General features: G+C 72.7%; 19 protein-coding genes. 11 read left to right on the top strand and 8 right to left on the bottom strand.

The genetic code is table 11. The features are described 5' to 3' along the window. Nucleotides 1-109 precede the first annotated feature (109 nt). From HFV08_RS08545 to HFV08_RS08535, 3 genes are all read right to left on the bottom strand, one after another. Complete coding sequence (locus tag HFV08_RS08545) at nt 110-1,048, bottom strand: pseudouridine-5'-phosphate glycosidase (protein WP_168537498.1); 939 nt, start codon at nt 1,046-1,048, stop codon at nt 110-112. Nucleotides 1,049-1,190: 142 nt separating this feature from the next. Further along, nucleotides 1,191-1,721 (bottom strand): methylated-DNA--[protein]-cysteine S-methyltransferase, encoded by a 531-nt coding sequence (locus HFV08_RS08540; protein WP_376770592.1) that lies wholly within the window; start codon nt 1,719-1,721, stop codon nt 1,191-1,193. Between the two features lie 253 nt (nt 1,722-1,974). Next, nucleotides 1,975-2,883, bottom strand: a complete 909-nt coding sequence (locus HFV08_RS08535) for a glycerophosphodiester phosphodiesterase (protein ID WP_168537494.1) — start codon at nt 2,881-2,883, stop codon at nt 1,975-1,977. A gap of 279 nt (nt 2,884-3,162) precedes the next feature. Between HFV08_RS08535 and HFV08_RS08530 the strand changes: the two genes are divergently transcribed. The 4 genes from HFV08_RS08530 (at nt 3,163) to HFV08_RS08515 (ending at nt 9,236) form a co-directional block, all read left to right on the top strand. After that, on the top strand, nt 3,163-4,008 hold the full coding sequence (locus HFV08_RS08530; protein ID WP_168537492.1) for an MHYT domain-containing protein: 846 nt from the start codon (nt 3,163-3,165) through the stop codon (nt 4,006-4,008). A gap of 63 nt (nt 4,009-4,071) precedes the next feature. Next, the gene (gene uvrB / locus HFV08_RS08525) at nt 4,072-6,210 is read left to right on the top strand and encodes an excinuclease ABC subunit UvrB (RefSeq protein ID WP_168537486.1); all 2,139 of its coding nucleotides are present in this window, start codon (nt 4,072-4,074) and stop codon (nt 6,208-6,210) included. A 206-nt stretch (nt 6,211-6,416) separates the two neighbouring features. Then, on the top strand, nt 6,417-6,995 hold the full coding sequence (locus HFV08_RS08520) for a TerD family protein (protein WP_168537484.1): 579 nt from the start codon (nt 6,417-6,419) through the stop codon (nt 6,993-6,995). Between the two features lie 216 nt (nt 6,996-7,211). Further along, entirely contained in the window at nt 7,212-9,236 is a 2,025-nt protein-coding gene (locus tag HFV08_RS08515) for a TerD family protein (protein WP_168537482.1), read from the top strand. An 82-nt stretch (nt 9,237-9,318) separates the two neighbouring features. On the opposite strand, the gene HFV08_RS08510 is transcribed toward HFV08_RS08515, so the two are convergent. After that, nucleotides 9,319-10,692, bottom strand: a complete 1,374-nt coding sequence (locus tag HFV08_RS08510; protein WP_168537480.1) for a helix-turn-helix domain-containing protein — start codon at nt 10,690-10,692, stop codon at nt 9,319-9,321. A gap of 309 nt (nt 10,693-11,001) precedes the next feature. Between HFV08_RS08510 and HFV08_RS08505 the strand changes: the two genes are divergently transcribed. The 6 genes from HFV08_RS08505 (at nt 11,002) to HFV08_RS08480 (ending at nt 17,203) form a co-directional block, all read left to right on the top strand. Next, a complete protein-coding gene (locus HFV08_RS08505) occupies nt 11,002-12,339 on the top strand; it encodes a M64 family metallopeptidase (RefSeq protein ID WP_312885473.1) in 1,338 nt (445 codons plus the stop codon). A gap of 362 nt (nt 12,340-12,701) precedes the next feature. Further along, nucleotides 12,702-13,685, top strand: coding sequence for a TerC family protein (locus HFV08_RS08500; protein ID WP_168537476.1), 984 nt, complete (start codon nt 12,702-12,704; stop codon nt 13,683-13,685). 116 nt (nt 13,686-13,801) lie between these two features. Beyond that, nucleotides 13,802-14,905, top strand: a complete 1,104-nt coding sequence (locus tag HFV08_RS08495) for a calcium:cation antiporter (RefSeq protein ID WP_168537474.1) — start codon at nt 13,802-13,804, stop codon at nt 14,903-14,905. 98 nt (nt 14,906-15,003) lie between these two features. Then, entirely contained in the window at nt 15,004-15,477 is a 474-nt protein-coding gene (gene aroQ, locus HFV08_RS08490; RefSeq protein WP_168537472.1) for a type II 3-dehydroquinate dehydratase, read from the top strand. 186 nt (nt 15,478-15,663) lie between these two features. Continuing rightward, complete coding sequence (locus HFV08_RS08485; protein WP_168537470.1) at nt 15,664-16,257, top strand: RNA polymerase sigma factor; 594 nt, start codon at nt 15,664-15,666, stop codon at nt 16,255-16,257. A 1-nt stretch (nt 16,258) separates the two neighbouring features. Next, nucleotides 16,259-17,203, top strand: a complete 945-nt coding sequence (locus tag HFV08_RS08480; RefSeq protein ID WP_246341606.1) for a CU044_5270 family protein — start codon at nt 16,259-16,261, stop codon at nt 17,201-17,203. Nucleotides 17,204-17,330: 127 nt separating this feature from the next. Here HFV08_RS08480 and HFV08_RS08475 read toward each other — a convergent pair whose 3' ends face one another. Both HFV08_RS08475 and HFV08_RS08470 read right to left on the bottom strand, forming a co-directional pair. Beyond that, nucleotides 17,331-17,987: an MBL fold metallo-hydrolase gene (locus tag HFV08_RS08475; protein WP_168537466.1), complete on the bottom strand. Its 657-nt coding sequence runs from the start codon at nt 17,985-17,987 to the stop codon at nt 17,331-17,333. Nucleotides 17,988-18,009: 22 nt separating this feature from the next. After that, the gene (locus tag HFV08_RS08470) at nt 18,010-18,696 is read right to left on the bottom strand and encodes a maleylpyruvate isomerase family mycothiol-dependent enzyme (RefSeq protein ID WP_168537464.1); all 687 of its coding nucleotides are present in this window, start codon (nt 18,694-18,696) and stop codon (nt 18,010-18,012) included. Between the two features lie 216 nt (nt 18,697-18,912). Here HFV08_RS08470 and uvrA point away from each other — a divergent pair, with 216 nt between their 5' ends. Beyond that, entirely contained in the window at nt 18,913-21,912 is a 3,000-nt protein-coding gene (uvrA, locus tag HFV08_RS08465) for an excinuclease ABC subunit UvrA (protein ID WP_168537462.1), read from the top strand. Between the two features lie 12 nt (nt 21,913-21,924). Here the strand turns inward: uvrA and HFV08_RS08460 are convergent, their stop codons facing one another. Beyond that, complete coding sequence (locus HFV08_RS08460; RefSeq protein WP_168537460.1) at nt 21,925-22,872, bottom strand: carbohydrate kinase family protein; 948 nt, start codon at nt 22,870-22,872, stop codon at nt 21,925-21,927. Nucleotides 22,873-23,057: 185 nt separating this feature from the next. Further along, a complete protein-coding gene (locus HFV08_RS08455; RefSeq protein WP_168537458.1) occupies nt 23,058-24,002 on the bottom strand; it encodes a hypothetical protein in 945 nt (314 codons plus the stop codon). Between the last annotated feature and the right edge of the window lie 82 nt (nt 24,003-24,084).

Genomic DNA, 24,084 nt, shown 5'->3' with positions numbered 1-24,084 from the left:
TCCGACGAGCCACGGGACCCCGCGAAGCCACCAGCGGCCCCGGGCCCCGTGGAACCCCCGGCCCCGTCGGAGCCCCCGGCCGCTCCCGCTTCCCCCCGCGGTCGCTCCCTCACCGCCGCGACCAGGACACCGCGATACGGGCCGCGAGGCGGACATTGCCGCGTACGGCGGCGAGGTTGGCTTCCAGGGAGGCGCCGTCGGTCTCGCGGACGAAACGGCCGAGCAGGAAGGGGGTGACGGCCTGCCCGGTGATGCCCTCCTCGGCGCAGGCGGTGAGCGCGGCCGCCAGGGCGCGGGCGTGCACCGCCGGATCGAGCTGCTCGGCCTCGGGGACCGGGTTGCCCACGATCAGCGCCGAGTCCGGGGCCGCCAGGTCGTCCTGTGCCCGCATGACCTCGGCGACCTGCGCGGGCGTGTGCAGGGTCCAGTCGACGGGGCTGCCCGAGTCCGTCACGTAGAAGCCGGGGAAGCGGTCGGTGCCGAATCCGGCGACGGCCACCCCGAGCGTCTCCAGGCGCTGCAGGGTGGCGGGCACGTCGAGCAGGGACTTCACCCCCGCGCACACCACGGTGATCCGGGTCCGCGCCAGCAGTTCCAGGTCCGCCGACTCGTCCTGGGTCTGCACCCAGTCGCGGTGCACCCCGCCGAGCCCCCCGGTGGCGAACACCCGGAGTCCGGCGCGGGCGGCCAGCAGCGCGGTGGCCGAGACCGTGGTGGCGCCGCTCGCCCCCGTCGCCCTCGCGAGCGGCAGGTCCCGGTGACTGAGTTTGCGTACGGAGGCGTCGTTGGCCACCCGCTCCAACTCGGCCTTGCTGAGGCCGACCAGGGGGCGCCCGTCGAGTACGGCGACGGTCGCGGGGACGGCGCCCTCCTCCCGTACCGCCGCCTCCAGTTCCTGGGCGACCTGGAGATTGCGCGGGCGGGGCAGCCCGTGCGCGATGATCGTGGACTCCAGGGCGACGACCGGCCGTCCGCTCGCCAGTGCCTCGCCCACCTCCTCGGAAAGCTCCAGCACTGCGCACCTCCGCGCTCGGGGACCTCCTCTCATCCCTGGCGGGCGCGCCCGCGGATCAAACCCCTTCGGCCCGCGCGCGTCCGCTCGCGCGCTCTCTTACCGACTTCTTCCGTCTTCTTCCGTCCTCTTCAGCCATCCGGTGTCCGGCCGCGCGGGGCCCGGCGCGCGGCAGCGCTCAGAACAGCGGCTGCGGAAGTACCCCTTCCAGGGCGAGCAGTTGGCGTTTGGTCTCCAGTCCGCCGCCGAAGCCGCCTATGCCGCCGTCGCTCTCCACCACGCGATGGCAGGGCACCACCACCGGCAGCGGGTTGGAGCCCATGGCGATCCCCACCGCCTGGGCGGCCCTCGGCCGGCCGACCCGGCTCGCCAGATCCCCGTACCCGGCGACGCTGCCGAAGGGCACGTCCGCCGCCAGTGCTTCCAGCACCTGCCTGTTGAACCCCCTGGCGCCCCCGAGCATCCGCCAGTCGAGCGGCAGGGAGAAGTCGTGCAGTTCACCGGCGAAGTAGGCGGTGAGCTGGCGCAGCGGTTCCGCGAGCAGCGGCGAGGCGGGCTCGTGGACCGGCGGTATCCCGAGGCGGCCCGCCAGCCTCTCCAGTGCCTTCCCGCGCACCCGCTCCGAGGCATGGAAGACCACGTTGACCAGGCCGACTTCGGTGGCCGCGAGCAGCAGCGGGCCGATGTCCGTGCGGACCACCGTCCACACCAGCCGCTTAGCCGCCCACGGCCCGGCGCTCTGCCCGGCACCCTCGCCGGTGTCCGGCGCCGCGCCTGTCCCGGTGCCCGTCGCGGGGCCCGTGCCGGTCTCCGCCGGGGCCCCGGCAGTCCTCTCGGTGTTCATGCGGACACCGTACGGACCACCACTGACATCGCCGGACCGCCGCCGGGGTCGAACGGCGGCGGACAGCGGTTTTCGGCCTCGGCCCGGCTGGACGCGCCGGGCCGTGACCTGTCCGCGGTCAGCGGGACTCCAGCGCCTCCCGCACCGTGTCCGGGACGTTGGTGATGATGCCGTCCACGCCGTAGCCGGCGACCCGGCGCGTGGTGTCCGCGTCGTTCACCGTCCAGGTGGACACGTGCAGCGGCCGCCCGTGGACGCCGTGCACCGCGTGCACGGAGGTGACGTAGTCCGCGGTCAGGGTGGCGGCGGTCGGATTGATCTGATCGGCGAACTCGGCGTACGTACCGAGGTCGGAGACCGCGGGGGTGCCGAGGAAGCCGGTGGTGACCCCGCCGCGCAGGCCGTGCAGGGTGCGCAGCGAGGGCGCGCTGAAGCTCTGCACCACCAGCCGCCGGGAGGAGCCCGAGGCGGCGAGCCAGTGCTCCTCGTCCAGGGTGCGCAGGATGTCGCGCTCGATGCCCGGGTACAGCTCCGGCGCCTTGATCTCCAGGAGCAGCTTCTGCCGGTTCTCGTCGACGCGCTCCAGGTACTGCTTGAGGGTCGGCACCCGCGCCCCGGTGAACTCGGCGCCGAACCAGCTGCCCGCGTCGAGTCCGGCTATCTCCGCGGCGGTGAAGTCGGCGACCTTCCAGGGCGCGCGCCCGGGGTAGAGCTCCTCCGCGTTCGTGGTGCGCTTGAGGTCGGTGTCGTGCAGGACGACCAGCTCGCCGTCCTTGGTGCGCTGCACATCGTTCTCGACCCAGGTGAAGCCCAGCTCGTGCGCCTTGTCGACGGCGGCGAGGGTGTTCTCGGGGGCGTAGCCGGAGGCCCCGCGGTGGGCGATGACGCTGATTCTGTCCGTGGCGGCGGGGGCCGCCGGACGCGCGGCGGAGGTCTGCGTGGACGCCCGGGCCGGGAGCGGGGGCTGGAGCAGTGCGGTGGCTCCCAGGACGGCGGCGGACGTGATGGCGACTGCACGTACTAGCACGGCGACTCCTCGTGTCTGAACCTCACGGTCGGGGGGACTGTGGCAGCGGAGAGTCAACGGACGGCCAGTCCAGGATTGCCACAGGTTGAAGACCGGCGCTCCTTTGGTCACTCCGGGGACACAAGTGGGGAGTCACCGTGATTCTTTGCCGGAAAACCGTTCGGGGCCCGGATGGCGGGTCATAATCTCTGTTTCGGCCACGGCCCCCCGCCCGCGGACCCGCGGGCAGGCACGGGACGGCGGCTCCAGGCGCGAGACGGGAGGGGAGAGCACCGGCGCATGCACGGCACGGTCGACGGATTCAGCTACGGGCTCGTCACACCCCTCGTCGCCTTCCTGATGGGCTGCCTGGGCGGCGCCCTCGGGCTGCGGTGCACCGTGCGCTCCCTGGCCGAGCCCCCGCGCCGCCGGGCCGGCTGGCTCGCCCTCGGCTCCCTCGCCATCGGCTCCGGGATCTGGTCCATGCACTTCATCGCGATGATGGGCTTCGACGTACGGGAGAGCACCCTCGCCTACGACCGGCTGACCATGGTCGCGAGCCTCGCGGTGGCCGTCGTGATGACCGGTGTCGGGATCTTCATCGTCGGCTACCGGGGCCCGCGCGGCACCGCACTTTTCACCGGTGGGACGGTCACCGGCCTCGGCATCGCCTCCATGCACTACCTCGGCATGGCCGGCATACGGCTGAACGGGCGAATCGACTACAACACCCTCCTCGTCACCGCCTCGGTGCTGATCGCGGTCGGCGCCGCCACCGCCGCGCTCTGGGCCGCCGGGCAGGTGCGCGGCTTCGCCTGGAGCGTCGGCGCCAGCCTCGCCATGGGCCTCGCGACCGCCGGGATGCACTACACCGGGATGGCCGCGGTCGACGTGCGCCTGCACGACCACGGGGCCGCCGCGGACCCGGCGGGCGACTCACCCGCCTCCCTCCTCGCCCCGATGCTGATCGGCCCTCTCGGCTTCCTCCTGCTCGCCGGGGCGATCGTGCTCTTCGACCCGATGCGGGTCATGGGCCGCCCGCGCGTCGGACGCCCCGGCCGGGGCCCCGAGACCCTGCCGTCCGCCGTCAACCCCGGCGGGCGCATACCCCACCAGCGGCCCCGGGTCCGCACCCCGCAGCGCTGAGCCCGCCCCGGTCGCGAGGCCGCCGGGAGCCGGTTGTCGGTGCGGGGTCGTACGGTGGTCTTCATGCGGCCCGTAACCCAGATCGAACGCACCGTGGCGCCCTTCGAGGTCGTCAGCCCCTACCAGCCCAGCGGTGACCAGCCCACCGCCATCGCCGAGCTGGAGAAGCGCGTCACCGCGGGGGAGAAGGACGTCGTCCTCCTCGGCGCGACCGGCACCGGCAAGTCCGCGACCACCGCGTGGATGATCGAGAAGCTCCAGCGCCCCACGCTGGTCATGGCGCCGAACAAGACCCTGGCCGCACAGCTCGCCAACGAGTTCCGCGAGCTTCTGCCGAACAACGCCGTCGAGTACTTCGTCTCGTACTACGACTACTACCAGCCCGAGGCGTACGTCCCGCAGTCGGACACCTACATCGAGAAGGACTCCTCGATCAACGAGGAGGTCGAGCGCCTGCGGCACTCCGCGACCAACTCGCTGCTCACCCGACGCGACGTCGTCGTGGTCGCCTCCGTCTCCTGCATCTACGGCCTCGGCACACCGCAGGAGTACGTGGACCGCATGGTCTCCCTCAAGGTCGGCGACGAGATCGACCGGGACGACCTGCTGCGCCGCTTCGTCGACATCCAGTACACCCGCAACGACCTCGCCTTCACCCGGGGCACCTTCCGGGTCCGCGGCGACACCATCGAGATCTTCCCGGTGTACGAGGAACTCGCCGTGCGGATCGAGATGTTCGGCGACGAGATCGAGGCGCTGTCCACCCTGCACCCGCTCACCGGCGAGGTCATCAGCGACGACGACCACCTCTACGTCTTCCCCGCCTCCCACTACGTCGCCGGGCCCGAGCGCCTGGAGCGCGCCGTCGGCGACATCGAGAAGGAGCTGGGCGAGCGGCTCACCGAACTGGAGAAGCAGGGCAAGCTCCTGGAGGCCCAGCGGCTGCGCATGCGCACCACCTACGACATCGAGATGCTCCGCCAGATCGGCTCCTGCTCCGGAGTGGAGAATTACTCGATGCACTTCGACGGCCGCCTGCCCGGCTCCCCGCCGAACACCCTCCTCGACTACTTCCCCGACGACTTCCTCCTGGTCATCGACGAGTCCCATGTCACCGTCCCGCAGATCGGCGCCATGTACGAGGGCGACGCCTCCCGCAAGCGCACCCTCGTCGACCACGGCTTCCGGCTGCCCTCCGCGCTGGACAACCGCCCGCTGAAATGGGAGGAGTTCCAGGGGCGCATCGGGCAGACGGTGTACCTCTCGGCCACCCCCGGCAGCTACGAGATGTCCCGCTCCGACGGCCATGTCGAGCAGATCATCCGCCCCACCGGCCTGGTGGACCCGGAGGTCGTCGTCAAGCCGACCGAGGGCCAGATCGACGACCTGGTGCACGAGATCCGCAGCCGCACCGAGAAGGACGAACGCGTCCTGGTGACCACCCTCACCAAGAAGATGGCCGAGGACCTCACCGACTACTTCCTCGAACTGGGCATCCAGGTCCGCTATCTGCACAGCGACGTCGACACCCTGCGCCGGGTGGAGCTCCTGCGCGAGCTGCGGGCCGGTGAGTACGACGTCCTCGTCGGCATCAACCTGCTGCGGGAGGGCCTCGACCTGCCGGAGGTCTCCCTCGTCGCCATCCTCGACGCCGACAAGGAGGGCTTCCTGCGCTCCGGGACCTCCCTGATCCAGACCATCGGCCGCGCGGCGCGCAATGTCTCCGGCCAGGTCCATATGTACGCCGACAAGATCACCCCGGCGATGGAGCGGGCCATCGAGGAGACCAACCGGCGCCGGGAGAAGCAGATCGCCTACAACACGGCCAACGGCGTCGACCCGCAGCCGCTCCGCAAGAAGATCAACGACATCGTGGCGACCATCGCCCGCGAGCAGGTCGACACCGAGAAGCTGCTCGGCACCGGCTACCGGCAGGCGTCGAACGGCAAGGCCAAGGCGCCGGTGCCCGCGCTCGGCAAGGCCGGGGCGGACGGCGGGAAGCCCGCCGGGAAGACGAAGGCGGGCAAGACCACGCCCACCACCACCCCCGCCGCCGAACTCGCCCAGCAGATCGAGGAGATGACCGAGCGGATGCGGGCCGCCGCGGCGGACCTGCAGTTCGAGATCGCGGCCCGGCTGCGGGACGAGGTCTCCGAGATGAAGAAGGAACTCCGCCAGATGCGCGAGGCCGGTCAGGCCTGAACCCCCGGCGCGGGCCGGGCGGCGCACCCGGGGCAGGTGGGCCGCCTGTGCCGCCTGCGCAGGTCCGGCCGCGTACCGGAGGGCCGGATGTGTTGCAAGAGCGACACAAAGTCGGCCTGGGGGAGGGCGCTGTCAGTGGCGCTGCGTAGGGTTTCCTGCACGACCGCGGAGACCGCGGGGGAACAGCTCGACGAGGGGAAGAGCGCGTGACGGTCAATATGACCAAGGGGCAGGCGATCAGCCTGCAGAAGAACGACGGCGGCTCGCTGACCGCCGTCCGGATGGGCCTCGGCTGGCAGGCCGCGCCGCGCCGCGGGCTGTTCGGCTCGCGCACCCGGGAGATCGACCTCGACGCCTCGGCGGTGCTCTTCGCGGACAAGCAGCCCGTGGACGTAGTCTTCTTCCGCCACCTCGTCAGCGACGACGGCTCCGTGCGGCACACCGGCGACAACCTGGTCGGCGGCGTCGGCCAGGGCGGCGACGACGAGGCCGTCCTCGTCGACCTCCAGCGCGTCCCGGTCCACATCGACCAGATCGTCTTCACGGTGAACTCCTTCACCGGCCAGACCTTCCAGGAGGTGCAGAACGCCTTCTGCCGCCTGGTCGACGAGACCAACGGCCAGGAGCTCGCGCGCTACACCCTCGCGGGCGGCGGCCAGTACACCGCGCAGATCATGGCCAAGGTGCACCGCGCCGGCCAGGGCTGGCAGATGACGGCCCTGGGCACTCCGGCCAACGGCCGCACCTTCCAGGACCTGATGCCCGCGATCCTGCCGCACCTCTAGGCGGCCTCCGCGCGGTCTCGTCCGCCCCGCCCTCCGGGCGGCGGCGAGACCCCGCGGACACCACCTGGGCGAACCGGGCAGCACAGGCGGACGGCCCCTCCGCACCGCGGAGCGGGCCACCCGGCGCGAAAGACCGCGCCGCAGACACGGCCCGCCGCGCGGCGGGCACAGCGGACGGCGCCGCTCGGGGCGGCACCGGCGAGGGGGAGCAGGGCGATGTCGGCCGAGCTGGTACGAGGGCAGAACCACGCCCTCACCCAGACCCGTCTGGAGATCCGGATCTCGGCGGGGGCACCCGTCGCCGCCGGGGCGACACTCAGCGACGACCAGGACCGGGTCCGCGGCAGCGACTGGGTGGCCCACCCCGGCAACCCGGCCCTGCCCGGACTCGAAGTCCCCCAGCAGGCCGCCGCAGCCCACCGGCTCGCCGTCGACCTGGACGCCCTCCCCGCCGAGGCACAGCGCGTCAACATCCTCCTCGCCCTGCCGCGCACCGGCGGCGGACCGGCCCACTTCGGCTCCTTCGCCGCGCCCTTCGTCGCCGTCACCGGCCTGGACGCCACCGAGATCGCCAGCTACACCCTCACCGGACTCGCCTCCGAGTCCGCGGTGGTGGCCCTGGAGCTCTACCGCCGCGGCGAGGCCTGGAAGGTCAGGGCCGTCGGCCAGGGCTACGCGGGCGGACTCGCCGAGCTGCTGACCGACCAGGGTCTGGCCGAGGCACAGCACCTCGCCACCGCCATCGACGAAGCCGTCGCCCAGGGCCTGGCCCGCTCCGTCGCCGCACCCCCGCCCCGCACCTCCGCCGGCGACTCCCCCCGGACCGCGGCCCCGGACCCGGCGGGCACCGCCCCCGCGCGGGACCCCCAGCCGACATCGGCGGCCCCGGACCCCCAGCCGACATCGGCGGTCCGACCCGCCCCGGACCCCCAGCCGTCGACAGCCGCGCAGCCCGCTCCGGACCCCCGGCCGTCACCGGCCACGCAGCCCGGGCAGGCGGCCCCGCCCGCGCCGGAGCCCGCGCGCCCGCCGTCCACGGGACCCATCGACTACGCGCACCCCGGCCGCCGTACGGCCACCCCGCCGCCCCCGGCCGCGCCGCCCGCCCGGCCCGCGGTGCCCGTCGCGGGCGACGCCAACGGCTGGTCCATGGAGGAGCGGCTGTACAACCAGGTCTGGGGAGTCTTCGAGGACCTGGCCCGGACCGTCGCCGCGTACCGCAGCGCCGTCGACTTCGCCGACTCGCGCCTGGAGCAGGAACTCGACAAGGTCCTCTCCGACCCGCGCGGCCGCATCGGGGGCCAAGCCGAGGCCGCCCGCGCCGCGGCCCAGGACCGCAACACCGCACTCGTCGAGCAGGCCCGCCAGGCCCTCGACCGCGACCTCGCGCAGCTCAGCGCCGAGGCCGAGGTCGTCGAGCCCGCGCTGCCGCCCGCCTACGCCCGCTGGGACAACCCGGTCTGGCACGGCTACCAGGTGCCCACCGAACCGCCGATGGCGCTGCGCCTGGGCGACCTGCACCTGCCCGAGAGCCCCCTGCGCATCCCCATGCTGGTCCGCCTGCCGCTCGAACGCGGGCTGTGGATCGACAGCGGCGCCCGGCACGCCTCCGGCGCCACCCTCACCGACGAGGACGACCTGCGCCGCCTCGCCCTGGAGACCGCCGTCGCGCTCGTCGCCCGGCTGCTCGCCTCCTACCCGGCGGGCGAGTACAGCGTCCATGTCATCGACCCGGCGGGATCGGCGGCCACCGCGCTCGACCCGCTGCTGCGCACCGGCGTGCTCACCGCACCGCCCGCCACCGGCGCCGCCGGGGTCTCCGAGACCCTGACCCGGCTTGCCCGCCGCGTCGACCTGGTCCAGATGGCCGTCCGCAGCGGCGCCGCGGACGCGCTGCCGCCCGACATCGACACCGGCGAACACCTGCTGCTGGTCCACGACTTCCCGCACGGCTTCGACGACCGCGCCGTCACGCAGCTGAGATACCTCGCCGACGAGGGCCCCCAGGTCGGCGTCCACCTGATGATGATCGCCGACCGCGAGGCAGCCGCCGCCTACGGCCCCCTGCTCGACCCGCTCTGGCGCACCCTGATGCGCCTGACCCCGGTGGCCGACGACCACCTCGCCGACCCCTGGGTCGGCCACGCCTGGACGTACGAACCACCCCTCACCCCACCCGGCAGCCGGATCCTGCACCAGGTACTGGACCGGATAGCGGCGGGGCGGGAGTACCGGCGCTAGGCCGCATCGGGATACGACCTGAGGGCGCCGACACCGAGCGGGCACCGACTGGTTGCACCCCTCCCGGCCCGGGCGGGCCCCCTCACAACGGCACCCCCTCCACCCCCGGCCCCAGCGTCGTCGTGCCCGGGGCCGCGCGGTGGCCGAGGCCCGTGCGGTAGATGTCGAGGGCGGCTTCCACGCGGCCGAGGCGGCGGAGGAGGTCGCCGAGGAGGCGGCAGATGTCGGCGAGGTCCCCGGCGGCGCCGGTGTGGGCGAGGAGGGAGAGGGCGTCCCGGTAGTGGCCCTCGGCGGCGCCGGTCTCGCCCTCCTCCTCGCTGATCAGGCCGAGCAGGCGGTGCGCGGCGCCCGCGTGGACGGCGCCCCGCTCGGCGCCGATGCCGTCGAGGAGCCGGTCCAGCACGGCGACCGCCTCCCCGCGGCGACCGCGGCGCCGCAGGACGTCCGCCAGTTCCACCCCGACCTGCGCGGCGAACAGCTGGGCACGCTCGGCCACCAGCATGTCCTGGGCGCGCCGCAACTCCCGTTCCGCGGCGGCCAGATCGCCCTCCTGGGCGCGCCCGTAGCCCCGCATCCAGTGGCAGTGCGCCAGCTCGGTGCGGATGTGCAGCTGACCGTAGAGTTCCTGCGCCTTGGCCAGCGAGGCGTCGGCCTCGGCGGTCCGGCCGGCGGCCAGCATGGCGCGGGCCACCCCGCGGTGCATCCGCGCCACCAGCGCCGGATCCTCCACGCGCGGGGCCAGCGACAGGGCCAGTTCGGCGCTCTGCGCGGCGCGGGCGTAGGCGCCCATGTCGACGTAGGGGGCGATGACCGCGCTGTGCAGCAGCACCAGGGCCTCCGGATCCTGGAGGCCCTGGGCGCCGAGTTCCTCGATCGCGGACTCCAGGAGATAGCAGGCGTAGCGGAGTTCACCGGCGAGCAGGTGCGTCACCGCCCGGCCGCGCACGGCGGCGGCGCGGCGGGGCAGGGGAGCATCGGACAGGAGCCGCTCGGCCGACTCGTAGTTCTCGCGGGCGAGGTCGAGGTCACCGAGGTCCAGGGCGCAGTCGCCGAGCGCGGTCCGGGCGCTGGCCTCCTGCTCCGGCAGGGCGAACCGGGCGCATTCCGCGGCCAGTTCACGCAGGCGGGCGGCGGCCTCCCGCGCGTCGCCGGAGCCGGCCGGCCGGCGGGCCTCCGTAATGCGCAGGCCCAGCTCGGTGGCCAGATGCGCGGGGCGCCCGGTGGCCAGCTCCTCCTCGCTCACCGTCAGCCGGGCGGCGAGATGGCGCAGCGCGGCCGGGGAGGGGCGGGCCTTGCCGGACTCCACGGTGGAGATATAGGCGGCGGTGTAGGCCGGTTCGGCCAACTCGCGCTGGGTGAGGCCGCGTTCGGTGCGCAGCCGCAGCACCCGCCGTCCGATGCCGGTGTCGGTGTCTGTGGAGTCCGTCCGCCGCCGGGCCTTGCCGCCTGCTGCCATCCGTGCACGCCTCCCGGTGTCCGCCGTACCGGACCCCGCCCGCTCGTCCGGTACGTGGACCAAGGCTAGTTAACCGACGGGTCGAGCACCATGGAAAGGCCGAAGGGCCACCCGTGCGAACCGGGTGCCCCGCATGTCGGGTGGCGCTTCCAAGTCGTCCGCGGAGAAGGGGAATCGGGCCGCCGGGGCATTGTCATGCGGCACACCGGCTCCTATCTTTGCTCACTGAATCAAGTGCACTTACATCGGCACTTAACTCGCCTCGGTACTCCCTTGCCCCCGCCCGTCCCCCACCGGGAGGTAACAACCGTGCACAGAGCCAGAGTCGGCGCAGCGGCCGGCGCGATACTCGCCGCCGTCCTCGCCGCCGCCACCGCACCCGTATCGGCCGCTCCGGATCCCGGGGCGGCCGATACGTCCCCGCGGGGCGGCAGCCACCACGTCGAATACTTCTCCTCGCCCACCGCGCACCCGCGCCCCGTGGAGGTCCCGGCCGCCACCCCCGAGCGGATGGCCCGCGCCTCGGCGGCGGCACCGGCGCCCGCCGGGGACGGGGACGTCGGCCAGGTCGTCAACAACGGCTCCACCGCCGACAAGCTCGACGTGGTGGTCATCGGGGACGGCTACACCGAGGGCGAGCAGGAGCGGTTCCACACCGACGCCAAGGAGAAGTGGCAGGACATCACCGGCGTCGAGCCGTACACCACGTACCAGAACCTCTTCAATGTGTGGACCGTGGACGCGGTCTCGCGCGAGTCCGGGGTCTCCGGCGACCCCGGGCAGGATGTCGTCAAGGACACCGCGCTCAGCTCGTACTTCTGGTGCGACGGTCTTGAGCGGCTGCTGTGCGTGGACACCGGCAAGGTGGAGGGCTACGCCGCGAAGGCGCCCGCCGCGGACCTGGTGATCGTGATCTCGAACAGCACCAAGTACGGCGGCGCGGGCTACAACGACGTGAGCAGCACGGTGGGCTACGACGGCATCGCCACCCTCTCCGGCGGCAACGAGCAGTCCGGCCAGATCGCCGTGCACGAGACCGGGCACTCGCTCGGCAAGCTCGCCGACGAGTACACCTACGAGGAGTACGGCCGCTACACCGGCGCGGAGACCGGCGAGAGCAACACCTCGGTGTACGACGCGGGGCAGCTGGAGGCCCGGCAGGCCAAGTGGTACCGCTGGCTCGGCGAGCCGACCCCCGACGGCGGCGTCATCGGGGCCTTCGAGGGTGCGGGCTACTACCCGCTCGGCCTGTACCGCCCGAGCGAGGACTCGATCATGCGCACACTCGGCCGGGAGTTCAACGTGGTCGGCCGGGAGGCCATGATCGCGGGCTTCCACCGCCACGCGAGCATGCTCTCCGCGAGCGCCCCCGCCGGGCGGAGACTGACGGCCGGGGACACCGTACGGGTCGGGGTGACCCGGCTCACGGGGACCGGTGCCCAGCCGGAGCTGCGCTGGTACCTCGACGGCCGGGAGCTCACCGGGGCCCGCGGCGCCCGCTCCCTCGGACTCGACGGCCTGCTCCCGGCGGGCGACCGGCGCGCGCACCGGCTGACCGCCACGGTCAGCGACCCGACCGCCGCCGTACGGGACCCGGGGCTGCGCCGGGGGCTCACCGATTCGCTCACCTGGCCGCTCGCGCGCTGACCGGATCGCCCGGGCGCCGCACCAGGCGCCCGGGCCGCCGATCACCGCCGCGCACCACGCGGCCGATCGCCCCGCACGGGCCCTTCCCGCCGGACGGACGCCGGAAGGGCCCGTGCGGGGCGATCGCCAACTCACCTGTCCCAGCTGGGCACTTGAGCGCCCTTTACCTTTTTCTTTACTCTTCCTTGGTTATTCGTGTACTCTTCCTTGGTGCGGAGGGGAGTACTCCTACTGCGGCGTTCCCGTCAGTACGGACCGGTCACGGTCCCGGGGCGCCGGCCCGCCGGGCGCAGTGCCCCGGGTGGAAGAGACCTCCGGCAGCGACGACGCTGACCTTGCCGTTACGTACTGCCGGAGGCGCAGTGGATGTTTCGACGACCCTGTGGGTCTGCACGATCCTGGGGCTGAGTGCCCTCATCGCGATCGACTTCTTCATCGGCCGCAAGCCGCACGAGGTCTCCCTCAAGGAGGCCGGGATCTGGACCGTGGTCTGGATCGCGCTCGCCGCCCTGTTCGGCTTCGGCCTGCTCGCCTTCGCGGGCGGCCAGCCCGCGGGCGAGTTCTTCGCGGGCTTCATCACCGAGAAATCGCTCAGCGTGGACAACCTCTTCGTCTTCGTGCTGATCATGGCGAAGTTCTCGGTGCCCACCCAGTACCAGCAGCGGGTCCTGCTCATCGGCGTACTGATAGCCCTGGTGCTGCGCGCGGTCTTCATCGCCGCCGGTGCCGCGATCATCGCCAGCTTCTCCTGGATCTTCTTCCTCTTCGGCGCCTTCCTCATCTGGACGGCCTGGAAGCTCATCCAGGAGGCGCGCCAGGACCAGGAGGACGAGGAGTTCGAGGAGAACCGGCTCCTCAAGGCCGTCGAGCGCCGCTTCGGCGTGGCCGACCGCTACCACGGCACCAAGCTGTGGGTGCGCGAGAACGGCAAGCGCGTCATGACGCCGATGCTCGTCGTCATCCTCGCCATCGGCACCACCGATGTGCTCTTCGCACTGGACTCGATCCCGGCGATCTTCGGCCTCACCCAGGACCCGTACATCGTCTTCACCGCCAACGCCTTCGCGCTGATGGGCCTGCGCCAGCTGTACTTCCTCATCGGCGGGCTGCTCAGGAAGCTGGTCCACCTCAGCTACGGGCTGTCGGTGATCCTCGGGTTCATCGGCGTCAAGCTGGTGCTGCACGCCCTGCACGAGACCGGGGTGCACGTACCGGAGATCTCCATCCCGGTCTCCCTCGGCGTCATCTGCGGTGTCCTCGTGATCACGACGATCACCAGCCTGCGGGCCTCCCGCAAGGCCGAGGCCGCCGCGCGGGAGAGCGAGAGCAAGCACATCGACGCCTGACCCGCCCTGCCCCTGTGAACCTGTGAACCGACGCATGACGACCACGGTCGCCGCCCCCGCACGAGGGGCGGCGACCGCGCATGCACCTGCCGGAAAGGACTGCCAGTATCAGCCGCATGACGTGGGGACCCCGCACTCTGGCCGCCCAGTGGACCACGGCTGTCCCCGTACTCGCCGTGGTGCTGCTGATCTTCACCTGGGGGCGTTCGCTCGCCCCGCTCCTCGTGGGCCTGGCCTCCGTGGTCCTCGCCGTGTCCGTCCTCGCGGCCGTGCACCACGCCGAGGTCGTCGCGCACCGGGTCGGCGAACCCTTCGGCTCCCTCGTCCTCGCCGTCGCCGTGACGATCATCGAGGTCGCCCTCATCGTCACCCTCATGGCCGACGGCGGGCCCAAGGGCGCCACCCTGGCCCGGGACACCGTCTTCGCCGCAGTCATGATCACCTGCAACGGCATCGTCGGCATCAGCCTCCTGGCGGCCTCGCTCCGCCACCGGGTCGCCGTCTTCAACCCCGAGGGCACCGGCGCCGCCCTCGCCACCGTCGCCACCCTGGCCACCCTCAGCCTGGTGCTGCCGAAGTTCACCACCAGCAGGTCGGGAGCGGAGTTCAGCACGGTCCAGCTGATCTTCGCCGCGCTCGCCTCCCTCGTCCTGTACGGGCTCTTCGTCGCCACCCAGACCGTGCGGCACCGCAACTACTTCCTGCCGCTCACCCGGCACGGCGAGGTCGTCGATCCGGAGAAGGAGTACGCCGAGGGCCCCGGCCGCCGCACCGCCCTGCTCAGCCTGGCCCTGCTCGGGCTCGCGCTGATCGGCGTCGTCGGCCTCGCCAAGGGCGTCTCCCCGGCCATCGAGTCCGGGATCAGGGCGGCCGATCTGCCGCAGGCCGTGGTGGGCGTGGTCATCGCCCTGCTCGTGCTGCTGCCGGAGACCATCGCCGCCGTACGGGCCGCCCGCCGCGACCGGGTGCAGATCAGCCTCAACCTCGGCTACGGATCCGCCATGGCCAGCATCGGGCTGACCATCCCGGCGGTGGCGGTGGCCTCCTTCTGGCTCTCCGACCCGCTCGTCCTCGGCCTCAACTCCACGCACATGGTGCTGCTCCTGCTCACCGTCTCCGTCGGCACCCTCACCGTCGTCCCCGGCCGGGCCACCCCCCTGCAGGGCGGCGTGCACCTGGTGATACTCGCCGCCTATCTGCAGTTCGCCCTCACCCCCTGAGCGCGGGCGGCCGGTCAGCGGCGCACTCCCGCGAGGGCCCGCCCCGCCCCGTGATAGACCGGCTGCGGAACACGCCGACGCAGCCACCGGAGGACCCCGTGCCGCGCACCCTTGCCAGCGCCCCCGTCATGATCCTGAACGGCCCCAACCTCAACCTGCTCGGCGAGCGGCAGCCCGAGATCTACGGCAGCGACACCCTCGCCGACGCCGAGGCGCTCTGCGCGAAGACGGCCGAGGCGCACGGCGGCACCGTCGACTTCCGCCAGTCCAACCACGAGGGCCTGCTCGTCGACTGGATCCAGGAGGCCCGGCTGCACCACGCCGGGATCGTCATCAACCCCGCCGCGTACACCCACACCTCGATCGCCCTCCTCGACGCGCTCAGCGCCTGCGACGGGCTGCCGGTGGTCGAGGTCCACCTCTCCAACGTGCACCGGCGCGAGGAGTTCCGCCGCCACTCCTACGTCTCGCTGCGCGCGGACGCGGTCATCGCGGGCTGCGGGATCCAGGGGTACGCCTTCGCGGTGGAACGGATCGCCGCGCTCGCGGCCCGGGGGAGCGCCCCGGCCTGAGGCCGCGCGGCCCGGGGCGCGAACCCGCCCCGGGCGCCCGGCTCACCAGCCCGTGGGCTGTCCGGGCGCGCACTGCCGCGTCCTTGTGCGACCGGTTCGACACCCGCGCGTGAACCCTCCTGGCAGCTTCGGACAACAGGGAGTGGACCGCACTCCACTCCTACTGCACGAAGAAGCGAGGGCCTCGTGGGGGAGCCACCCACCGACGACGCGCTGGTCATCCAGGAATCCCTGGAGCGGCCGGAGACATTCGCCAGGCTTTACGACAGACACGCCGCCGAGATCCACCGGTATGTGCTGCGCAGACTGGGCGACAGCCACGCCGACGACATCACGGCGCAGACCTTCCTCATCGCCTTCCGCAACCGCGCCCGCTACGACCTCGCGCGCGCCAGTGCCCGGCCGTGGCTCTACGGCATCGCGGGCAACCTCATCGGCAGCCACCGCCGCTCCGAGGTACGGGCGCTGCGGGCGCTGGCCCGTACCGGCGTCGACCCGGTGGCCGAGTCCTGGTCGGAACGGGCCGACGAGCGGGTGACGGCCGAGGCCTCGCAGCAGGCGCTGGCCGGGGCGATCGCGGCCCTGCCCGCGAAGGACCGGCATGTGCTGCTGCTGGTCGCCTGGGCGGACTTCACCTACCAGGAGTGTGCCGACGCCCTCGGGGTGCCGGTCGGCACGGTCCGCTCCCGGCTGAGCCGGGCGCGCCGCAAGATGCGGAAGGCGCTCGGCGCCGACCCCACCCTCGTCAGCGACCACAACGGGGCGGTAACCCATGGATGACATGACCAAGGTGCACGAGTTGCGCGCCGATGCGCCAGCGCCGGACCGGGCGCGGCTGGTCCCCGGCCGCCAGAAGCTGCTGGGAGCAGCGCGGAAGGGCTCCGGCCGCGGGATGCGGCTGGACTGGCGTGTGGCGGCCGCGGGGGGCGCCGCGACGGTCGTCACCATCGCGGTGATGGCGGCCATGCTCGCCGGTGGCGACGGATCCGAGCGCGGCGTGCGGCCCGCCGGCCCCGACCTGACGTCCGCCACGGCACTCCTGGAGCAGGCGGCGGACGTGGTGTCGCGACAGCCTGAACCGCATCCGCGCGACGGCCAGTGGGTCTACCTGAAGACCGCGCAGTGCCGCTCCGGGTCGTCGGACGCGGCACCCGGCGCCGCGCCCGAGGTGGGCGAGGAGTGGGTCCAGTACGACAGTCCCGTGCGGGAGGACGACACGGACGGCGACACCGAGCCCTCGCAGCGGCGGCTGTATCGCCTGCTCGCCTCGCTGCCGGACGATCCCGCCGGGATCCGGAAGCGGGCGGCGGACATGTTCCCCATGGGCAAGGACACCGGCCTGACGCGTGAGCAGGCCGAGACCTTCGCGCTCCTGTCGACCCTCGACGAGGCCTATCCCGTGCATCCGCGGGGGATGGCCAGGCTGTTCCGGGCCCTCGCCGCGGACCCCGGGATCGAGGTGGTGCCGCACCTGGTGAAGGACCCCCTGGGCCGGGACGCCGTCGCCCTCTACCCGGACCTGGGCAGCAAGGCCGTCGAGCGCCAGGAGTACCTCCTCGACCCCGCCACCTTCCAGTACCGGGGAACCCGGTCGGTCGCGGCGCGGGACTACGAGGAGAAGGTGGACGGTGTGCCGAGCGGGACCTCGCACAAGAAGGGCGAGGTCAGCTTCTGCGAGATGAAGACGACCCAGGCCCTCGTCGACCGTGACGGCGAGAAGCCCTGACCGACCGGGCGGCAGCGGCCCGGCTCCCGTCCTGGGCCTCGGGCAGGACGCCGCCCGAGCGCCGACGGGCCTGGACGCGCGAACGCCCCCGCTTCGTTGCGAAACGGGGGCGGTCGTCCTGGGACGGTCACCAGCCCCGCGCGCGCCACTCCGCGAGGTGCGGCCGCTCCGCGCCGAGGGTGGTGTCGTCGCCGTGACCGGGGTAGACCCAGGTCTCGTCGGGCAGCGGGCCGAAGATCTTCGCCTCGACATCGCCGAGGAGGCTGGCGAAGGCCTCCGGGTCCTTGTGGGTGTTGCCGACGCCGCCGGGGAAGAGGCAGTCGCCGGTGAAGACGTGCGGGTGGCCGTGCGGGTCGTCGTAGACCAGCGCGATCGAGCCCGGCGTGTGCCCGACCAGGTGCCGCGCGGTCAGCGGGACCCGGCCCACCCGCACCGTGTCCCCGTCCTCAAGGGCCACCTCGGTGGGCACCGGGATGCCCTCGGCGTCGTAGCGGCCCGCGTAGGTACGGGCGCCGGTGGCCTCGACCACCTCGGCCAGCGCCTGCCAGTGGTCGCCGTGCCGGTGCGTGGTGAGGACCGCGGCGATGCCGTCCTCGCCGATCAGGGTGAGCAGGGTCCCCGCGTCGTTCGCCGCGTCGATCAGGAGCTGCTCGCCGGTGGCCCGGCAGCGCAGCAGATAGGCGTTGTTGTTCATCGGGCCCACCGCGACCTTGGAGATCATCAGGTCCGTGAGCTCGTGCACGTCCGCGGGACCGCCGACCGTGACTTCACCGCTGTAGGTCATGGCACCCAGCGTACTCAGCGCCTCACAGCGAGGGCAGGGCGGGCAGCTCGCCGCCGGAGACGGTGAGGGCGGTGCCCGGGCGCCGCCCGGTGAGCCAGCCGAGGAGTTCCGCCTGCGGCCCGGTGACCGTCGCCGCGACCTCCTCGCCGCGGCCGGTGGTCAGGGTGCGCCCGTCCTCCTGGCGGATCAGCACCCGGGGCACCTCGCCGATGCGGCGGAAGCGCGCGGCGAGGAAGCCGATCTCCTGCTGGGTGAACTCGGCCGGCAGGTCCTCCAGCTCGTAGCCGATGTCCAGGTCGACATGGTGCAGCTCGACCTCGAAGAGGCGGCGGAAGGGGATCCGGGAGGCCGTGTCGGTGATGCCGTTGCGCAGTTCCACCGTCCGCGACCAGTCGGCGGGGGCCTGGCACAGTTCCCAGAAGCGGGCCGCGCTCTCGCGGAGGTCGGTGATCTGCGTCTCCAGATCACGATCCGCGCCCGCGGCGATCGCCGCGTCCCTGGCCTCCGGGCTCGGGTACATCGGACGCCCCGAGAGCGCGTTGGCGAGCGCGTCGGCATTGCGCGCGAGGTGGGTGAGGACATGGCCGCGCGACCAGCCCGGAAGCCGTGACGGCCCGGCCGGCGCCGCGTTGTCCAGCTTGGCGGTCGCGTTCAGCAGCCGCTCGGTGGCCTCTCGTACGGAGAGCAGATCCCGCCCATGATCGTTCATGGGGCCGACGATAGCGCCGCCCCACCATCGGGTGAAAGAGTGCGGACCCTGCCGCAAATCGAATGCACGTGCTATAAGCTCGGTCTCCGTATCAGGCATCCTTGGCCGGGTGCGGGGTTTTTCCCCAACCAGTCCACCGCTGAGGCGGCCCCCCATAGTCTTGCGGACGCAGGGGCCCCGCCCCTGTCGCTCTCTCTAAGAAAGGTGCGGACCGGCGTGGCCGACCGTCTCATCGTCCGTGGCGCGCGCGAGCACAACCTGAAGAACGTCTCGCTCGACCTTCCCCGTGACTCGCTCATCGTCTTCACCGGGCTCTCCGGATCCGGCAAGTCCTCGCTGGCCTTCGACACCATCTTCGCCGAGGGCCAGCGCCGGTACGTGGAGTCGCTGTCCTCGTACGCCCGCCAGTTCCTCGGGCAGATGGACAAGCCGGACGTCGACTTCATCGAGGGGCTGTCCCCCGCGGTCTCCATCGACCAGAAGTCGACCTCCCGCAACCCGCGCTCCACGGTCGGCACCATCACCGAGGTCTACGACTACCTCCGGCTGCTCTTCGCCCGCGTCGGCAAGCCGCACTGCCCCGAGTGCGGGCGGCCCATCACCCGGCAGTCGCCGCAGGCCATCGTCGACAAGGTCCTCGAACTGCCCGAGGGCAGCCGCTTCCAGGTGCTCTCGCCGCTGGTGCGCGAGCGCAAGGGAGAGTTCGTCGACCTCTTCGGCGAACTGCAGACCAAGGGGTACAGCCGCGCCCGCGTCGACGGGCAGACCGTCCAGCTCTCCGAGCCGCCGCAGCTCAAGAAGCAGGAGAAGCACACCATCGAGGTGGTCGTCGACCGCCTCACCGTCAAGGACAGTGCCAAGCGGCGCCTGACCGACTCGGTGGAGACCGCGCTCGGCCTCTCCGGCGGCATGGTGGTGCTCGACTTCGTGGACCTCGCCGAGGACCACCCCGAGCGCGAGCGGATGTACTCCGAGCACCTCTACTGCCCCTACGACGACCTCTCCTTCGAGGAGCTGGAGCCGCGCTCCTTCTCCTTCAACTCGCCCTTCGGCGCCTGCCCGGACTGCACCGGCATCGGCACCCGCATGGAGGTCGACCCGGAGCTGCTCGTCCCCGACGAGGAGAAGTCGCTCGACGAGGGCGCCATCCACCCCTGGTCGCACGGCCACACCAAGGACTACTTCGGCCGCCTGGTCGACGCCCTCGCCGACGCCCTCGGCTTCCGTACCGACATCCCCTTCGCCGGTCTGCCGCAGCGCGCCAAGAAGGCCCTGCTGAACGGCCACAAGACCCAGATCGAGGTGCGCTACCGCAACCGCTACGGCCGCGAGCGGGTCTACACCACCGCCTTCGAGGGCGCGCTGCCCTACGTCAAGCGGCGGCACAGCGAGGCCGAGAGCGACGCGAGCCGCGAGCGCTTCGAGGGCTATATGCGCGAGGTGCCCTGCCCGACCTGCGAGGGCACCCGGCTCAAGCCGATCGTGCTCGCCGTCACCATGATGGGGAAGTCCATCGCCGAGGTCTCCGCCATGTCGATCAGCGACTGCGCGGACTTCCTGGGCGAGATGACGCTGAACGCCCGCGACAAGAAGATCGCCGAGCGGGTCCTCAAGGAGGTCAACGAACGCCTGCGCTTCCTCGTCGACGTCGGCCTCGACTACCTCTCCCTCAACCGCGCCGCGGGCACCCTCTCCGGCGGCGAGGCCCAGCGCATCCGGCTCGCCACCCAGATCGGCTCCGGCCTGGTCGGCGTCCTGTACGTGCTCGACGAGCCCTCCATCGGCCTGCACCAGCGCGACAACCACCGGCTCATCGAGACCCTGGTCCGGCTGCGGGACATGGGCAACACCCTCATCGTCGTCGAGCACGACGAGGACACCATCAAGGTCGCCGACTGGGTCGTGGACATCGGCCCGGGCGCCGGTGAGCACGGCGGCAAGGTCGTGCACAGCGGCCCCTTGAAGGGACTCCTCGCCAACAAGGAGTCGATGACCGGGCAGTACCTGGCCGGCAAGCGGGCCATCGCGCTGCCGCCGCTGCGCCGCCCCGCCGACCCCGGCCGGCAGCTGACCGTGCACGGCGCCCGCGAGAACAACCTGCGCGACATCGACGTCTCCTTCCCGCTCGGCGTGCTCACCGCGGTCACCGGCGTCTCCGGCTCCGGCAAGTCCACGCTGGTCAACGACATCCTGTACACGCACCTGGCGCGCGAGCTGAACGGCGCCCGGGGCGTACCGGGCCGGCACACCCGCGTCGACGGCGACGACCTGGTCGACAAGGTGGTGCACGTCGACCAGTCGCCCATCGGCCGCACCCCGCGCTCCAACCCGGCCACGTACACCGGGGTCTTCGACCATGTGCGGCGGCTGTTCGCGGAGACCACCGAGGCGAAGGTCCGCGGCTATCTGCCCGGGCGCTTCTCTTTCAACGTCAAGGGCGGCCGCTGCGAGAACTGCTCCGGCGACGGCACCATCAAGATCGAGATGAACTTCCTGCCGGACGTGTACGTCCCCTGCGAGGTCTGCCACGGGGCGCGCTACAACCGGGAGACCCTGGAGGTGCACTACAAGGGCAAGTCCATCGCCGAGGTCCTGGACATGCCCATCGAGGAGGGCCTCGCCTTCTTCGAGGCGGTCCCGGCGATCGCCCGCCATCTGAGGACCCTCAACGACGTCGGTCTCGGCTACGTCCGCCTCGGCCAGTCCGCGCCGACCCTCTCCGGCGGTGAGGCGCAGCGCGTCAAGCTCGCCAGCGAACTGCAGAAGCGCTCCACCGGGCGGACCGTCTACGTCCTCGACGAGCCCACCACCGGTCTGCACTTCGAGGACATCAGCAAGCTCATCAGCGTGCTGTCCGGACTCGTCGACAAGGGCAACACGGTCATCGTGATCGAGCACAACCTCGATGTCATCAAGACCGCCGACTGGGTCGTGGACATGGGCCCCGAAGGCGGCAGCGGCGGCGGCCTGGTGATCGCCGAGGGCACCCCGGAGCAGGTCGCCTCGGTGCCCGCCAGCCACACCGGCAAGTTCCTGCGTGAGGTGCTCGGCGCGGACCGGGTCAGCGACGCCGCCTCCTCCGAGCCCGCCCGGAAGACCGCGACCAGGGCGAAGTCCGCCAAGGCGGCCGCCGGGAAGACGACCGCCGCGAAGGCGACGGCCGCGAAGAAGACGGCGGCGCCCCGCAAGCGCGCCGCGAAGAAGACCGCGGGCTGAATCCCGGCCGGATCAGGCCGGATCGGCGGGGGAGGGGCCGTACTCCGGTTCCTCCCCCGTCTCCATCTCCCGGGCCGTGGGCGGCTGCGCCCCCGCGCGGGAGCAGGTGAGCGCGGCGGCCCGGGCGGCGTAGCCGAGGACATCGCGCCACCGCTCCGCGCCCAGCTCGCCGAGCGACCCGGGCGCGAGCACCCCCTGGGCCGAGAGCCGGTGCAGCAGCGCCGCGTTGACGGTGTCGCCCGCGCCGATGGTGTCCACCACCCGCACCGGCACCGCGGGCACCTCGCACCGCCCCCACCGCCCCAGTACGTCGAGGCCCCCGGCGCCCCGGGTCACGACGACCGCCTCGGGCCCCGCCGCGAGCCACTCCTCGGGGGTGCCGCCGAGCCACTCGGCGTCCTCCTCGGAGAGCTTCAGCAGGGTGGTGTCCGCCAGCCAGGAGCGGAACCGGGCGCGGTAGGCCCCGGGGTCCGGGATCAGGCCCTGCCGGATGTTCGGGTCGAGCATGGTGAACAGCCCGCGCGCGGAGGCCCGGCGGAGCACCTGCTCGTAGGCGCTCGCCCCGGGTTCCAGCGCGAGGGAGCAGGTGCCGAAGCAGAGCGCGCGCAGGCCCTCGGGCAGCCGCTCGGGGCGGCGGAAGAGCCGGTCCGCGGTGCCCTCGACGTAGAAGGTGTACCGGGCGGAGCCCTCCTCGCCGACCGAGGCCAGCGCCAGTGTGGTGGGCTCCGGCCCGCGCTGCACCGGCGAGACGTCCACGCCCGCCTCCCGCAGCCCCGCCATCAGGGACTGCCCGAAGGCGTCCGTGGAGATCCGGGAGAGGAAGGCGGGGGCCGCGCCGAGCCGCCCGAGCGCGACCGCGGTGTTGTACGGGCCGCCGCCCCGGGAGGGCGTCAGCGCGGACAGGGCACCCGGCTCCCCGGGCACGAGATCGATCAGGGCCTCCCCGGCGACGGCGATCACGTGGCGGGTCCTCTCGGTGTGCGGACGGCTGGTCCTCCGGCGCGGCCACGCCGAGGGCGCGGGGCGGGGCCGCCCGGCGAACGTATCGCGGCCGGGGGTGCGCGCAGGTCAGGGGTGCCGGGGTCGCGGCCGCGGGTCCGGGGGCCGGGGCCCGCGCCCGCGCCGGATCCGGGGCGGGCCCGCGCTCAGTCCCAGTCCCAGCCGATGCCCAGGATCCCCGTGGTGACGTCGGTCTCCACCAGGTGCACCGAGCGGTGGCGGCCGCTGAGGGTCAGCTCGCGGCGGTCGCTCGGCGGGGCGGTGGCGGTCAGCCGGGCGAAGCGGTGGCAGCGGACCGGCAGCACCTCGCCGGTGAAGCGCACCTGGAGGGCGTACTGCCCGCCCGCGAAGCTGAAGCCGCGCATGTACTCGGTGGCTTCGCCCGCCGTGCCGTCACCGATCCCGTACCGGAAGACATGGGTGTCGCCCATGCTCAGCCGGACGTCGAAGAGCAGCTCGGCCACGACCACCCCGGAGTCGCCGTCCCACCGCACCCGCCCCCGGCGGCAGTTCTCCAGGGCGCGCACCTCGACGCGCTCCGGCGCGCACCCCGGATCGCCCTGGTGGATCACCACATAGCGGTCCACGCCCTCCTTGTGGGCGCGCACGATGTGGTGCGAGTCGCGCTCAAGCAGCTCCCGGCGGGCGCCGATGCGCACCCCCTCGTGGTGGCTGAGGGTGTGCAGCCCGCCGTCCAGGGGCGCGTCCAGCTCGCCGAGCAGGCTCTCCACCGCGGCGGACTCGCCGGTGATCGCCCGGTACGAGCGGGCGGGCGGGCGTTCGGGGTCGGCGCGCCCGCCGGGCTGGGCGAGCAGCCGGATCAGCGAGTCCTGCGGGAGCTGGAGGATCTCCTCCAGCATCCGCACGGCCCGCAGCGACTCCGGCCGCTGCGGGCGGCGGGCGCCCTGCTGCCAGTAACTCAGGCTGGTGACACCGAGCTTGACCCCGCGCCGGGCCAGATGGTGCTGCACCCGCTGGAGCGGCATCCGCCGCGCGGCCAGGGCCGCCCGCAGCGCGAGGGCGAACGGGCCGGTGCGCAGGGCCTCTTCGAGGCGCACCGTGGCGGCGTCCACATGGCCGGCGTGGGGCATACAACTGGCCTTTCTGTGAATGTTCACAGCGCCCGGCCGCTCCCGCCGGGTCCGGGCGGCGGGGCTCCCTGGTGGGCGTGGC

It is taken from the genome of Streptomyces physcomitrii (genome assembly GCF_012273655.1).
GTDB lineage: Bacteria > Actinomycetota > Actinomycetes > Streptomycetales > Streptomycetaceae > Streptomyces > Streptomyces physcomitrii.
Note: the sequence above shows the minus strand (reverse complement) of the source record. Positions and strands in the feature narration are given on the sequence as shown.